13 protein-coding genes, 1 pseudogene and 1 riboswitch are annotated in these 13,923 nt (G+C 34.1%); of the genes and pseudogenes, 1 reads left to right on the top strand and 13 read right to left on the bottom strand.

The window, feature by feature from the left end; all coding sequences use genetic code 11:
- Positions 1 to 14: 14 nt before the first annotated feature.
- The 8 genes and pseudogenes from nrdG to xylB form a co-directional block, all read right to left on the bottom strand.
- Positions 15 to 566 carry an anaerobic ribonucleoside-triphosphate reductase activating protein gene (gene nrdG / locus QMO72_RS00795; RefSeq protein ID WP_103268148.1) on the bottom strand — a complete coding sequence of 184 codons (552 nt, stop codon included), beginning with the start codon at positions 564 to 566 and terminating at the stop codon, positions 15 to 17.
- Positions 563 to 2,413, bottom strand: a complete 1,851-nt coding sequence (gene nrdD, locus QMO72_RS00790) for an anaerobic ribonucleoside-triphosphate reductase (RefSeq protein ID WP_103268149.1) — start codon at positions 2,411 to 2,413, stop codon at positions 563 to 565. Before nrdD ends, nrdG begins: the two co-directional genes overlap by 4 nt.
- A 237-nt stretch (positions 2,414 to 2,650) precedes the next feature.
- Positions 2,651 to 3,652 (bottom strand): annotated as a pseudogene (locus tag QMO72_RS00785) (ThiF family adenylyltransferase).
- Positions 3,649 to 4,416, bottom strand: a complete 768-nt coding sequence (locus QMO72_RS00780) for a thiazole synthase (protein ID WP_103268151.1) — start codon at positions 4,414 to 4,416, stop codon at positions 3,649 to 3,651. Before QMO72_RS00780 ends, QMO72_RS00785 begins: the two are co-directional and overlap by 4 nt.
- A gap of 1 nt (position 4,417) precedes the next feature.
- The gene (thiS, locus tag QMO72_RS00775) at positions 4,418 to 4,618 is read right to left on the bottom strand and encodes a sulfur carrier protein ThiS (RefSeq protein ID WP_069823706.1); all 201 of its coding nucleotides are present in this window, start codon (positions 4,616 to 4,618) and stop codon (positions 4,418 to 4,420) included.
- Entirely contained in the window at positions 4,596 to 5,723 is a 1,128-nt protein-coding gene (locus tag QMO72_RS00770) for an NAD(P)/FAD-dependent oxidoreductase (protein ID WP_103268167.1), read from the bottom strand. Before QMO72_RS00770 ends, thiS begins: the two co-directional genes overlap by 23 nt.
- Entirely contained in the window at positions 5,716 to 6,309 is a 594-nt protein-coding gene (locus tag QMO72_RS00765; protein WP_286093216.1) for a thiamine phosphate synthase, read from the bottom strand. Before QMO72_RS00765 ends, QMO72_RS00770 begins: the two co-directional genes overlap by 8 nt.
- A 65-nt stretch (positions 6,310 to 6,374) precedes the next feature.
- Positions 6,375 to 6,485: riboswitch (TPP riboswitch) on the bottom strand.
- Between the two features lie 179 nt (positions 6,486 to 6,664).
- Positions 6,665 to 8,161: a xylulokinase gene (gene xylB, locus QMO72_RS00760; RefSeq protein ID WP_103268153.1), complete on the bottom strand. Its 1,497-nt coding sequence runs from the start codon at positions 8,159 to 8,161 to the stop codon at positions 6,665 to 6,667.
- Positions 8,162 to 8,343: 182 nt separating this feature from the next.
- Between xylB and QMO72_RS00755 the strand changes: the two genes are divergently transcribed.
- On the top strand, positions 8,344 to 8,661 hold the full coding sequence (locus QMO72_RS00755) for an antibiotic biosynthesis monooxygenase family protein (RefSeq protein WP_103268154.1): 318 nt from the start codon (positions 8,344 to 8,346) through the stop codon (positions 8,659 to 8,661).
- A 97-nt stretch (positions 8,662 to 8,758) separates the two neighbouring features.
- Here QMO72_RS00755 and QMO72_RS00750 read toward each other — a convergent pair whose 3' ends face one another.
- From QMO72_RS00750 to QMO72_RS00730, 5 genes are all read right to left on the bottom strand, one after another.
- Positions 8,759 to 9,682: an AEC family transporter gene (locus tag QMO72_RS00750; RefSeq protein WP_103268155.1), complete on the bottom strand. Its 924-nt coding sequence runs from the start codon at positions 9,680 to 9,682 to the stop codon at positions 8,759 to 8,761.
- A 699-nt stretch (positions 9,683 to 10,381) separates the two neighbouring features.
- Positions 10,382 to 10,891: a DUF4064 domain-containing protein gene (locus QMO72_RS00745; protein ID WP_103268156.1), complete on the bottom strand. Its 510-nt coding sequence runs from the start codon at positions 10,889 to 10,891 to the stop codon at positions 10,382 to 10,384.
- A 249-nt stretch (positions 10,892 to 11,140) separates the two neighbouring features.
- Entirely contained in the window at positions 11,141 to 11,596 is a 456-nt protein-coding gene (locus QMO72_RS00740; RefSeq protein WP_069823699.1) for a MarR family winged helix-turn-helix transcriptional regulator, read from the bottom strand.
- Between the two features lie 25 nt (positions 11,597 to 11,621).
- Positions 11,622 to 13,055 carry a YhgE/Pip family protein gene (locus QMO72_RS00735; RefSeq protein WP_069823698.1) on the bottom strand — a complete coding sequence of 478 codons (1,434 nt, stop codon included), beginning with the start codon at positions 13,053 to 13,055 and terminating at the stop codon, positions 11,622 to 11,624.
- Positions 13,056 to 13,276: 221 nt separating this feature from the next.
- A complete protein-coding gene (locus QMO72_RS00730; protein ID WP_103268157.1) occupies positions 13,277 to 13,765 on the bottom strand; it encodes a peptide-methionine (S)-S-oxide reductase in 489 nt (162 codons plus the stop codon).
- Between the last annotated feature and the right edge of the window lie 158 nt (positions 13,766 to 13,923).

The following is a 13,923-nucleotide window of genomic DNA, read 5'->3' as shown; positions in this document are numbered from 1 at the left end:
AATAGTAGCTGTTTTTAACTTTTGATATATTCACATATTTGATGTTTCTTCAAAGAAGTTTGGACATCTATAATCCGTTGGTTTAACGAACCTTTATAGGGAAGATTAGGCTTGTACAAATGTGTCTTGTACAAATGTGTAAGGAATGGACCATCAACTAAGACGTCAACAAGTTCAAGTAACACTTTACGTTCATTAGTCTCTCGGACTAAATATTCATATAAGAATCCTGTCCAAACCCACAACCGCTTTGAATGACCAAACCGCTTTCTAAACGCCCTTGCACATTGTAATGTGATGTCCAGATTACAAAAGGGTTCACCACCTAATATACTTAGTCCATCAATATAATTAGGTTCACAATAATCTAAAATTTCTTCTAACATAACATCATTAAATCGTTCACCATATCTAAAATTTTGCGCTACTTTGTTATAACAATTTTCACAAGCAAAAGGACATCCAGAAACATATATACTGCATCTTACCCCTTCACCATCAACAAAACTTTGCGATTCTATCTTTGCTATGTACCCCTGTCCATTTACTATGTCCAGCATTTTCATGATGTCGCATCTTTCAAATGTTTAACGCGCGCGCACATTTCTTTATGACGTCCCTCAATGGTAGGTCGTTGGACAGGATTACCTAAATAACCACAAGTTCTTTTCACCACATCTACAGTTGTTGGATCATCGTTACCACACTCTGGACATTGATATCCCGTTTCTGTGGTTTTAAAATCACCATGGAAATCACATAATCGACAATGATCAATAGGAATATTTGTACCAAGATAACTCACTTTATCATATGAATAATCCCACACTGATTCGAGCGCTTTCAAATTATGATTTAATTTAGGATATTCACAATAATGAATATAACCACCACTTGCATAAACAGGATAGTCTTTTTCAAAATCTATTTTTTCAAAAGGCGTGATATCTTTTCTAACATCATAGTGAAATGAATTTTGATAATACCCCTTATCTGTAATATCTGAGATATCGCCAAATCTTTCTCTATCCAGTCTACAAAATCGATCCGTTAATGATTCACTAGGCGTACTGTAAACACTAAACCATATGTCATATGTTTCCGTCCAACGTTGTTGATATATTTTCATCGCTTTAAGTATGTCTAATGTAAACGCCTTAGCTTTCGACTTAGATTCCCATTCAGCTCCATAGAAGACAGTAGCAGCTTCGTATAATCCAATATATCCCATTGATATTGTTGCACGTTGCCCTTTAAACAAGTTCATGATATTGTCCCCATCCTCTAAACGCCGTTTGAAAGCACCATTTTTATACAGAATTGGTGCATTATCTGGCGTAGCTTCAGCAATGCGTTGGATACGATAAACTAACGCATCATGCATAATGACCATGCGTTCATGAAACAATTTCCAAAACACTTCAATATCTCCTTTAGATTCTAAAGCAATACGTGGCACATTTAGCGTGACCACCCCCAAATTACATCTTCCATTATTTTCAAAGTTACCATCTACATCCTTCCAAGATGGTAAAAATGAGCGACATCCCATGGGCGCTTTAAAATCGCCAAGAAGTTCTACCGTTTTATCGTAATTCAAAATATCTGGATACATACGCTTCATAGAACATTGTAATGCGAGTTGTTTAATATCATAGTTAGGATCGCTAGGACTAAAATTAACCCCTTTTTTAATAGAAAATACTAATTTAGGAAAAATAGCAGTAATGCGATCTTTACCTAATCCTTTAATTCTCGTATGTAAAATGGCTTGTTGGATTTTACGACTATATTGATCTACACCAAGACCAAAACCAAGTGTCACAAATGGCGTTTGACCATTTGATGTATATAGCGTATTGATTTCATATTCTAAACTTTCAATGGCATCTCCAATATCTTGTGTAACTTGATAATCAACATATGACTCTATATCTTTAGTATCTACAAATCTTCTAGCAATCTTTCGATGTTTATTTTCATTGAACTTGGCATATTTGCTTAATAATTCATCTACTCGATCTATCGTACACCCACCATATTGACTACTCGACACATTAGCAATAATTTGTACTAATTGTGCCGAAGCTGTTTGAATTGATTTTGGTGATGTCACCGTTGCGTTTCCGATTTGAAAACCATGCGCCAACATACTTTCAGCATCAATCAAACAACAATTCGTCAGTGGTTGAAATGGATGATAGTCCAAATCATGAAAGTGAATATCTCCTTGTTTGTGCGCTTCAGCTACCTCTTTGGGTAGTAAGTGATTTAAAGCATATGATTTAGACACAACACCTGCTGTTAAATCTCTCATCGTTGAAAATGTCGCACTATCTTTATTGGCATTTTCGTTCACTACCGTTGGATCTTTAGTAATCAAGTTTTTTAAATCCGTTTCTAAGTTATTCATATTATCCCCTCTCATTCTATATATTGTATCTAAATAAAATATAGAACACTATATGTAGTGTTTCAATTCAGAGGTAGGTCGTTAACAAATTTGCCATAACAATTAGAAATTTTTATGAACTTTAGTTGCTTTCTCAAAAAGGTGCAGTCTTATAATTTTTAAGATTATAAGACTGCACCGCTTATAAATATTCAATAATACATCGATTTCGATAAGACGATTAACAACTCAACCTTATCACTTCAAACATTTAACAAATTTTTCGTATAACGCTCTCGCTTGTTGCTCATTTTCAATGCCATACACATTCATTCGACCATCTTTAAATACAGTCATTTGACAATCATCATAGCGCATTACTTTTGCAAATGGGTTATGCCTAACCACTGTAACAGGCAAATAATCCACATGATCAAACAGTTTGTGATTAAATCTTAGCAAAAATGCATCTCCACATTGTTTTTCTATTTTATTTTGTCTGGGATGATTCAGTAACTTATATTCACCTAATTCACAAACATCGCAATCATCGTTTTTCAGCTTATTCATATTCAATGCTTTAAAGTTCATCTTAAAACAATCCATCGTTAAAAGTTTGTGGGAAAAACCATACCCCGATACCCACCTAATTAATTCTGATACTTCTGCACTTGCAACTTGATAAATCACTGGTGGTAAGACCCCATTAATGGCACAACTTTCTCCAGTTGAAGGTATAGTTTCTAGTAAACATTTCAAACAAGGGCCTTAATAATCGATACCATAAACAGTACCTTTACTGCCTACTGCTGCACCATAAATCCATGGGAGACGATATTTGTGACAAATTTCATTGATTAAATATCTAATCGCAAAATGATCCATGCCGTCCATAATGATATGTGGGTGATATTCATTGATTATTGCTTCTATATTAGTATTTGTCAGCTCTTGATAAACTGCTGTAATACCTACTTCGCTATTGATACATTCAAGTTTCTCCTTTAGCGCTACAACTTTAGGAAGCATTTGTGCGGCATCTTTTTCATCATATAATGCTTGTCTATGTAGATTAGATTCCTCTACAATGTCCATATCTATAATTGTCAGTTTTCCCACGCCCATACGTGTTAATAATTCTGCACAATGACTCCCAAGTGCACCTGCTCCCATGATCATAACGTGCGTATGTTGCAATTGATGTTGGCCACTTTCACCAAAAGCATCATACCGAATTTGACGATTATAGCGTTGTGTCATAAGAATCCTATACCTTCAGTTGGACTACTTGCTTGCGCTGTATATTTCACTGGTATTCTTCCTGCTTCATAGCTCATTCGACCTGCATGAATACCTAATTTCATTGCTTCAGCCATTTTTACTGGGTCTTGTGCACTTGAGATTGCTGTGTTCAATAAGATACCGTCTGCACCTAACTCCATTGCATGACAAGCATCTTTAGGTGATCCAATACCTGCATCTACAATAACTGGTACATGAGCACGCTCAATAATATAACGTAAATTCAAAGGATTATTAATGCCTCTCCCCGTACCTATAGGTGACGCCAGTGGCATGACTGCATGAACACCTAATGTTTCTAAACGTTTAGCCAATACAACATCGTTCGAAATATAAGGACATACTATATAACCTTTTTCTAATAATATTTTGCATGCTTCATACGTTTCTATTGGATCTGGTAATAACGTTTCGTCATCACCGATAACCTCTACTTTAATCATGTCACAAACGCCGGCATGATTTGCAATTTCAGCAATACGCACCGCTTCTTTTGCTGATTTAGCGCCTGCTGTATTTGGAAAGGTAGTAAATTTTGTTAAATCTACTTTAGCTAAAGGATTCGGTAAATTTTTGTCATATAAGTTCATTCGACGTACAGCAAATGTTAATACTTCCGTCTCTGAAGCATTAATTGCTTTTGTTTGTGTGAGCTCATCTTCAAATTTTCCAGTACCTAATAATAATCTTGAATTTAATGTGAATGGTCCTATATTGAACATCCTATCCGCCTCCTACAAATTCTAGTAATTCTAAACAATCTTTGTCGTTAACTATTTGTGTTGGAAATTGTTTTTGACTGATGAGTTCCTCATTGTGTTCTACTATGACGCGTTGCTCATCTAAACCAATCTCACGTATTAATTCTTGAATATTTAATGATTTCTCAAATGTAAAATGATCACCGTTTATGATACATCTCATTTTTTTGGCTCCCTTCAAATTGAAAATCTTCGAGTTGCGTAGGTCTATGACCACTTTGAATCCATCTACCCATTAATGATCCTATGTATGGTGAAAGTAAAATACCATTACGATAATGGCCAGTAATGACAAACAACCCTTTATCTATTTCATCCATAATAGGTTCTTCATTTGTACAATATGGCCTGATCCCCGACCATTGCTTTAATAACTGACTCTCTTTTAGCTTAGGCACATACTGTATCGCTTGCGTTAGCAACCATTGCTTTCCGCTTTCTGACACACCAACTGAAAAATCATCCATGTAACTAGTAGCTCCAATTAAATAACGCTGGTTCATTTTAGGTATGATATAACAACCATTTGTCATAAAGAGTGTGGTTTTCAAATCCAACTTACTATGTTCAACAAGTAACGCCTCACCTTTGATACCAGTGACTTGATTTTGTGACATATAGTTATTCAATAATTTACCACTCCAAGCGCCTCCTGCCACTATTACCTTTTCTGATAATAGCACTTCATCTTTCGTCACAACGCGATAACCGCCAAGATGATGACACTCAATGTTATGAACTTCCGTATTATAAATACGATGGATATGACGATGGCTTAATGATTTCAAAAGTGCTTTAGTATAATGATTCGCATTAATTTGATGATCATTAGGAATATGTATAGCTGATAAACCATCTGATATCATACTGCCGTTAGAAAGTCGCGACAATCCTTCAGAAGATAGCATCTTTACTGAATGATCGTACTGGTGTAAAAATTGATATTGTTGTATGACATTGACGTTATCTTCAAAATTTGCAGCCATTTTAATTAAGCCACTACTTAAATATTCAATATCTACCCCTACTTCATCTAACAAACTGTTACGTAAATCTTCAAACATGCTTTGAGAAGTTTGAGCTAGATGAAAAAGACTACTTTCTTCCGTAAATTCATTCTGTGCGCCCAGCATACCTCCTGCTTTGTATGACGCATGCATGCCTGGGACATCACGATCTACAATAGCAATATGCATTCCCAATTCACTCATTGTTCTTGCCACTGACATTCCTATAACACCTGAACCAACAATGATGGCATCATACATATTCAATCCAAACCTCCTTTAGACGACCTATATTGGTGTTACTTTTCCTCTGAAAAATAGATATACCTGCTATGCCATTGAATCCTTTAGGTAATTGCTTTAAGGTTTGTTGATTAATACCACCCAACGCAATAACAGGAATTTTGCTATTAACCGCTTCAATTATTTCAGCCGTTGTTCTCGGCATTTTTCCAGCTTTAGAATTGGTTTCGAACACATGACCAAACAATACGAAGTCTAGATTTAATTGCTCAGCATACCTAATAGCCATTTGACTATGTGTCGACATACTCACTTGAATTTCCGGTTGATTATATTTAAAACGTTTCACGCGTGCATCGCATTCTCTAAAATGGATTGCCTTTAAATCACAACGTCTTAAGACACAAACATTGTCGTGGATAATCACTTTGTCTTTAGGAAAACCATATTGTATGAGGTCCGTTATCCATGACACTAACATGGCCGTGGGCATCGGCGTTCTGACAATCAGGTAATCAATATACTGTTCAATGTGTTGATAATGTTTAGCGTCTTGTTTCGACAAATAATCATACTGTGTAATTGCAACAAACAATTTTCTCACCTCAAATAATAAAAAAAACGTTATTTCTCCGGCTGGAAAAATAACGTTGAATTAACGAATATACATTGTCTATAACGCCACTTTCCTACGCCAGTATAAGCTGGATCAGGTTCAAGGAATCCCTCAGTTGCTACTTCGGTCTCAGCCTTTATTAAAAGGCACTTCCAGTGGTCAAGCATCTATTAAATTTTAAATTATATAAATTACATTTACTTTTATTGCAAGAATTATTACATTCAATCTAACGCATTATCTTTATCTTTTCAAGTTTCTTTGTTAAGAAAAGACAAATGCTACTCCGAAATATAAGATTAACTTTATCATATCTCTAACCACAGAAAATTCCAAATTATAATCATTTTGATTCTTCAGATAATTTTAATAAGCGTTGCGTTAAGGGTTGTGTTTGACGATATACTGCTTCGTACACTTCAAAGTATTTCACGTACGATTGATGATATTGTTGACGTGGTGCAAAAGATTGTTCATAACATATGAATTTCTGAATAATTTCTTCCAAATGATTATACCATCCCAACCCACAGACAGCTAAGATCGCCGCGCCCATACACGGACCTTCTTCATATTTAAGCCGACTAATCTTTGCATCAAAGATATCCGCTTGTAATTGTAACCAAAAGTCACTTTTAGAACCTCCACCAATCGATACAATATGTCGAATATTCTTACCACTTTCACGTAAGTATTTGATAGATTCATAGAGCGAAAATGTAATACCCTCAATCACTGATCTTGCTATATCGCTATTATTATGCAACATACTAAGACCTATAAAACTCCCTCTAATACTGGCATCTCCATGAGGCGTGCGTTCCCCAGATAAATATGGCGTAAACAGTAACCCTCGACTTCCTAATGGTGATTGACTTGCTAAATCTATAATTTGTTCAAAGCTCAGATTTGACAATACTTTATTACGTAACCAATGCAGACTATCACCAGCTGCCAGTGTAACCCCCATAACATAAGACATTTGGTCCATAGCATGATTAAAGTAATGTATATTTTGTTTATATACTGCGTCTTGTGCATTTTCACATGCCAAGATAACCCCCGAGGTCCCTATACTGCACAATGTTTCATCAACCTGAGTGACACCAGCTCCCAATGCACCACAAGCATTATCACCCCCGCCTGCGAAGACGGCTACGTCATTAGTAAATCCTAGATTATTAGCAATAGAAGCATCGATATATCCCACGAAATCATGTGATGCGACAAGGTCTGGATATATATCACGAAGACCAAATCGTCTCCCTATTTCTTTAGACCATGCTTTTTCCTTAGGATTTAACAGTAACGTACTAGATGCATCAGAGTATTCCATATTTATTTTTCCAGTTAATTTGAAACGCACATAATCTTTAGGGAGTAAAAAGACCTTTATCTTCTCCCAATTATGTGGTTCATTATCTTTAATCCATAATAATTTGGTTAAGGTAAATCCTTCTAACACAGGGTTTGATAATACATATTCTCCTAATTCCTTTTTAATTTGTTCGCACTGTATGGTTGACCTAGTGTCATTCCATAAAATGGCATCACGTATCGGTTGATGCGCATGGTCTAATATAACTAAACTATGCATTTGTCCCGATAACGATAGTCCCTTAACATCAATATGCTGCATTTCATGTGTGCTTAATAATTGTTTAATACAACTTTGAGTAGCTTCAAACCAATCGTTTGGACATTGTTCATTAAACCCAGATTGATGTTGTATTATTTTTAAAGATTCACTTATTGTTTTTATTACTTCACCATTTCTAGTTACTGCGATTGCTTTTACAGAGCTCGTGCCTATATCGATGCCTAATACAGCTTCAGTCAATTTAATCGTCCTTTTTAAGTAGATTTTCAAAAATAATATATCGTCATACTGTTTTTAGTTTTTACAAGAACTAGTTATAACACGTTAAAAATAAAAATCAAATGCTTTAAAAATTTCGCTAGAGAAAAAATTTTAAAAGTGATAGCATAAATATCATATTTAATTTTTTAAGGAGGTCCATCATGTTTATTACTGAAGTAGCATTTTCAACAACTAAAGAAAACGAACAAAAGCTGTATGATAAAGTCAAAAAAAATGCCAATGAATTAGTGGATGTTGACGGTTTAATCGATGCAGAGGTATGGACAAAATCCAAAGGTGATGAAGTCGAGTACGTTATTGTCAGTAAATGGCAAGAAAAGCAACACTTCCAAGCTTGGGTATCCAGACCATCTCACGTGGCTGAACATAAAGAAATGAATAAAAAAGCTAAAGAAGGGGACAAACCTCAAAGCCCGTTCAAAAAAGTTTTGAAACAATATACAGTTGTAGAATTTTAAGTTAAATAGGCCTCATGAATTTCTACAAACAAAAAGGATAACACCATCTTGTCAGATGAGTGTTATCCTTTTTGAGTTTGCTTAATATACAGATTTATTAAAATAATATCTTAGAGCAATAAATAACTATAACAACCGTAATCGCACTAAATAAAGTAGATAAAAACACCAATTCTGCTGCAAGTTCAGGATTATTATCGTATTCTTGCGCAATGACTGAACTATTTACTGATGTTGGCATGGCTGAGGCAATAAACAAGGTTTGAGCAATAATGCCTTCTATCCCCATAAGCTTAATAATCACAAGCCCAATGATCGGTCCAATGATAAGTCTAATTAATATATATATGTATGAGGCAGATAATTTCAAACTAAATTTAATGTTCGCAATTTGGGCCCCAAGTAATAATAAGGCAATTGCAATCATAGCGTCAGCGACATAATTTGCTGGCGTCCAAATAAATTTAGGAATGGGTACATGATTATAATTCAATATAATTGCTAGTAATAAAGCATATAATACAGGCATTTTAAAATATCCAACCAAAGCTTTTAATTTACCAATTTGTATGGATTGAATAGCGAAAACGCCGTACGAAAAAGTAAATATATTCTGCAACGAAAGTACAATGACTTGCACTGACATCGCTAATGGGTCCCCTTTAAATACTAAGTCATTTACAGGAACTCCATAATTTCCAGAATTAAAAAATAAAATACTGTTGGTCAGCGTCGTGGCTTCCCCTTTGTCGCCTTTCCTCAACTTCGCTATTACACGCCCTAAAATATACAATACCAGCATGTAAATTATAAAAAATACAACAATATAAAATAATAAACTTAGTTCAAATTTTGTTTTGTAAAATTTAACAAATATAAACCCTGGTACGAAAACATATATGTTTAATTTCGCTAGCGTATTTAAGTCTAATGTGAATTTCTTGTGCAAAACAAAACCTAAAATGATCATGATAAAAATGGGCAATAGTACAGTTTGCAAGATGTACAACATTTCACTCATAGCATAACCCCCCTTACCCGGAATTATACATGAGAATATGCTATTTGTGACTAAAACACTCATTTTACAACATAGTAATTTCAAGTCTTCTAGCAGCCATTCAAAAATGTTTCACGTCAAACACACCCATTTGGCTTACAACATCGTATATCCATTTTTCAAAATCTATACTCCACCAAGAAATCACGTACATTAAGGCGGTCGTCAGTCTTCGGTCAGACAAACGTCAGTATGACCAATGCTATTACTTTCCTTTTTCATAATGATTAGACTTTCATATGCCCTCCCCTATCTACTGAGCTGCTTTGTGTGTGACACTTATTTTTTTCTTTTCTTCTCTTCCATAATAGCCATTATGATAAAACCAACTACCAACAATGGAGATAACATCACTAATATCATCATTTGACTCACCTCATTTATATAAATGATTATTTAATTTTTATAAAGTATTGTCATATCACTTTATAAAAGTTAAAAACCAACACTTTTAATTAAGTAAAATGCTTACAAATATCATAGCGTATTTATCTACCTCAAGTCATCTGTTATGACAATAATGTCACTAAATATACATTCCGTTATTTTAGTAATGTATTCATTCACCAACATCTCTACTTAAAAAGCCTAGAATGCTCACATGGACATTCTAGGCTTTTTAGACTTTCTTAAATTAATTCATCATATTTTACATTCTAATTAATACTTATAATTATTATCTCGATCATTTTGCGGTTGAGAAGCTGATTGTTCCTCTTTATCCAAATATTCTAACTCATCATCTTGTGTATAAAATTGATTATCATCATTGTCTTTTTTAGGTTTTCTAACTAATAGCATGATACCAGCTACAATCCATAAAATGGCATTAATCCAGTTGCCTAATATAGAAATAACTCCAGCAATAATTAACAAAACTCCAGCTAATTTTGCTTTCTTACCAATAAGTGTAGCAGCAATAATGGCTATGATAAGTACAATAATAGAGAATACCAATCCAAATGTAATCAGACTACTCAATATATCCAATATTTCTGTACTGTCTTGCTTGGTGAAACTACTATCTTGTTCTTGCATACTTTGAACTACTGTATCTTTAAAGTCACTATTCCCCATTAAAGGTAAGAAAAGTGCCATAGCAACGACTCCGATTAGCTGCAAAACAATACCAATCCATGAAAGTACACGCTCTATTGTTCTTTTTATCATAATAAAGTCTCCTTCAAATCATTTTTAGGTAAGAAAATTAAGACATTTAATGCACGTTCTATTCTTAATTTCAGTATACATTGAATAACCAACATTATATATGTAAAATATTGTAAATCTAATATTTTACTAGCAAAAGTATGCACCCAAATACTACAAAAAAACTGACAGAAGTTCAAGTCATTTCAGACTAGGACTTCTATCAGTTTTAGATTGACACGATATTCCCACTTTTACTATTTGTTAGTATTAACTTTTACTTTCTCGAAAAACTTCATCAATATGCGTCAACTGATCTACGAACTGTTCTATCTCATCCGTTGTAAATTTATTGCCTAAACGTGCTTTCACAGCTTTTGTTATCACAGTAGTTGCTTCTTTTAAAAATGCTTCACCTTCCGCACTTAACATTATTAACTTTATACGTTTATTGTCCGAATGCGCTCTTTGAACATATCCCATATCTTCTAATTTAGCCACACGTTTAGAAGCTGCTGTCTTAAATATATTTTGCAATGTTGCTAATTCATTGATGGTTACTTTACCTTCAGTCTGTATAATTCGCATCGCTTCAATTTGTTCTCTAGAAAGTAAATTGGCTAATCCAGTTTCTTTAACAATTTCGACTATTTCTTTATTCAAACGCAACATGACTACTTGAAATTTATTAATCGCTACTTCAATCGTTTGATCAACATTTTCCATCTGTTACTCCCCTTATTTCTGAACTTTACTTAAATTGCATTGAGAACGGCACTCTATCTCTTTTATTAAACCATAACAATACCAAGTATTGTAATAACATCATACCTACAATAATACTTGTCAATACAACTATGATGAAGGCAAAACTAAAGTGTCCTGCATTCGTAAAGATTGCTTCTCTATAACCTTGAATTGCATATGACATTGGTGAAAATGGGTGAATCCATCTAAAGAACTGTGCTGATTGTTCAATTGGGAACATACCTTCACTAGAACTTAATTGTAATATCAATAACAACATAGATAAGAATAAGCCAATTCTATCTAAGAATAAACCTAAGAATGTGGTAATTGTAATTGAAGCAATTGCCCACAGCAATCCGACCAATATAAATTTACCTACGTTGTCGATAGACATGTTGAATACAAAGATAACCCAACTACTCATAAGTAATGCCGTTAACGAACCTTGGATGATATATAACAACAATTTACCTAAGGCTTGTTTCAGTGAAGATACGCCTTTATCAACTGTTTTTCTCAATGGATATATCGCACTGAATGAAACTGCTGATACAAATATACTCACACTAGCCATATAAGGAACGATTGTCTCACCATATTTATCGGCATGTGTAGGGTTGTTTTCATTCACTTTTGTCACATTATTTAACGCTTTCTCATTTTTACTTTCAAAAGCTACATTTTTTTGCTGTGTCACTGAACTATCGATTTTCTCTTTTAATTTATCATTATTAGCTTGTAACTGATTTAAACCATCTGTCACTTGCTGGTTACCTGAAATTAATTGTTGTGCTGGTTGACCAACTGAAGGTGCCAATTGTTTAAGACCATCTGTCACTTGTTCATTGCCATCAATCAATTGTGACTCTGAATCTGACATTTTACCTAAAGCATTTGATGTATCTTCATAACCCGATTTTGATTTCTTAGCACTGGCAAATAATTCATCTAAGTAATTTGAACGAATATTATCTTTAATCGTGTCGGTTACTGTATTAATTGCTTTTTGTGCTGACTGACTACCTGTATAGCTAGAACCCGGGTTAACTTGTGTTTCTAAATCAATCTTTTTCGGATGTTTATCTAATAATGTTGTCGCATTATGAGACGCATCTTTAGGGACGATAATCGTACCTACACTATTCCCTTTTTTCAATTGTTTTGAAGCTTCTTTTTCAGAAACCTCTTGGAATTTAAATTTATCATTATCTTTTAACTTATCAACTAGATCATCACCAATCGATACCTTTTTACCATTCAATTTCGCAGATTCATCATGGTTAACGATTGAAATTTTTAATTGATCTGTTTTGTCGTATGGATCCCAAATTGAACCAACAAACAGTGCAACGTAAAGCATAGACACTATAGCAACTGAAAAAAGCGCCACAACTAACATTTTATTTCTGAATATAAACTTGAACTCATTAAACATATTTTGACTACCTTTCCTTTATATTGTACACCCCGTGTACTATTAAAATAAAATTATACCCATAGCATCAAAGTTCCTTTGCAATGGGATTTAAAGATACATTACTACACCTTTTCTACGTCGTGTGCACTATTTACCATACATAGTACACCCCTTGTACATTCACAAATAATACGCCCTTTAAAATCATTTGTCAACCATACAAAAGTAATATTTTCAGGCTATGATTGAATGTTTCTTTTGTATTTTTTCATTAATTCTATTGGGATGTGACAATAATCGTTAGGAAACTTATCTAATCTATCTTGATGTGCTTCTGAGCTTTTCACATAGTTTGTTAATGGTAATACCTCAACAGCAATATGTGTACGATCAGCCCTTTTTGCAATAAATTTTTGAGCATCATTCAGATGATGTGATTGCTCACTGTAAACACCAGTACGATACTTTAATCCTACATCTTCACCTTGTTTATTCAAACTATAAGGATCAATAATTTCAAACAGATGGCCCATTAATACTTTAACTGTTATCACTTCAGTGTTAAATGTAACTTTCACACATTCTGTATAACCATCGTAAACGCCATCGATGGTTTGAGATTTCCCATTTGCTCTTCCTGCTTCTGTGTCAATTACACCAGGAATTACCTTAAAAAATGCCTGGACACCCCAAAGGCACCCTCCCGCTAAATATATTGTTTCTTCCATGATGAATCTCCTCCCTTCATATTAGTAACGTTATGACAAGCACTGTGCATACTACAACATGAATATACGCTATAAGTAGGTCTTTATATTCATATCCAATATAAATAAGGAGACATATTTATAGATCTCCTTATTTATTATCATGCCTCATTTTGCAA

This window comes from Staphylococcus casei, assembly GCF_030294405.1.
In the GTDB taxonomy this organism is placed as follows: domain Bacteria; phylum Bacillota; class Bacilli; order Staphylococcales; family Staphylococcaceae; genus Staphylococcus; species Staphylococcus succinus.
Note: the sequence above shows the minus strand (reverse complement) of the source record. Positions and strands in the feature narration are given on the sequence as shown.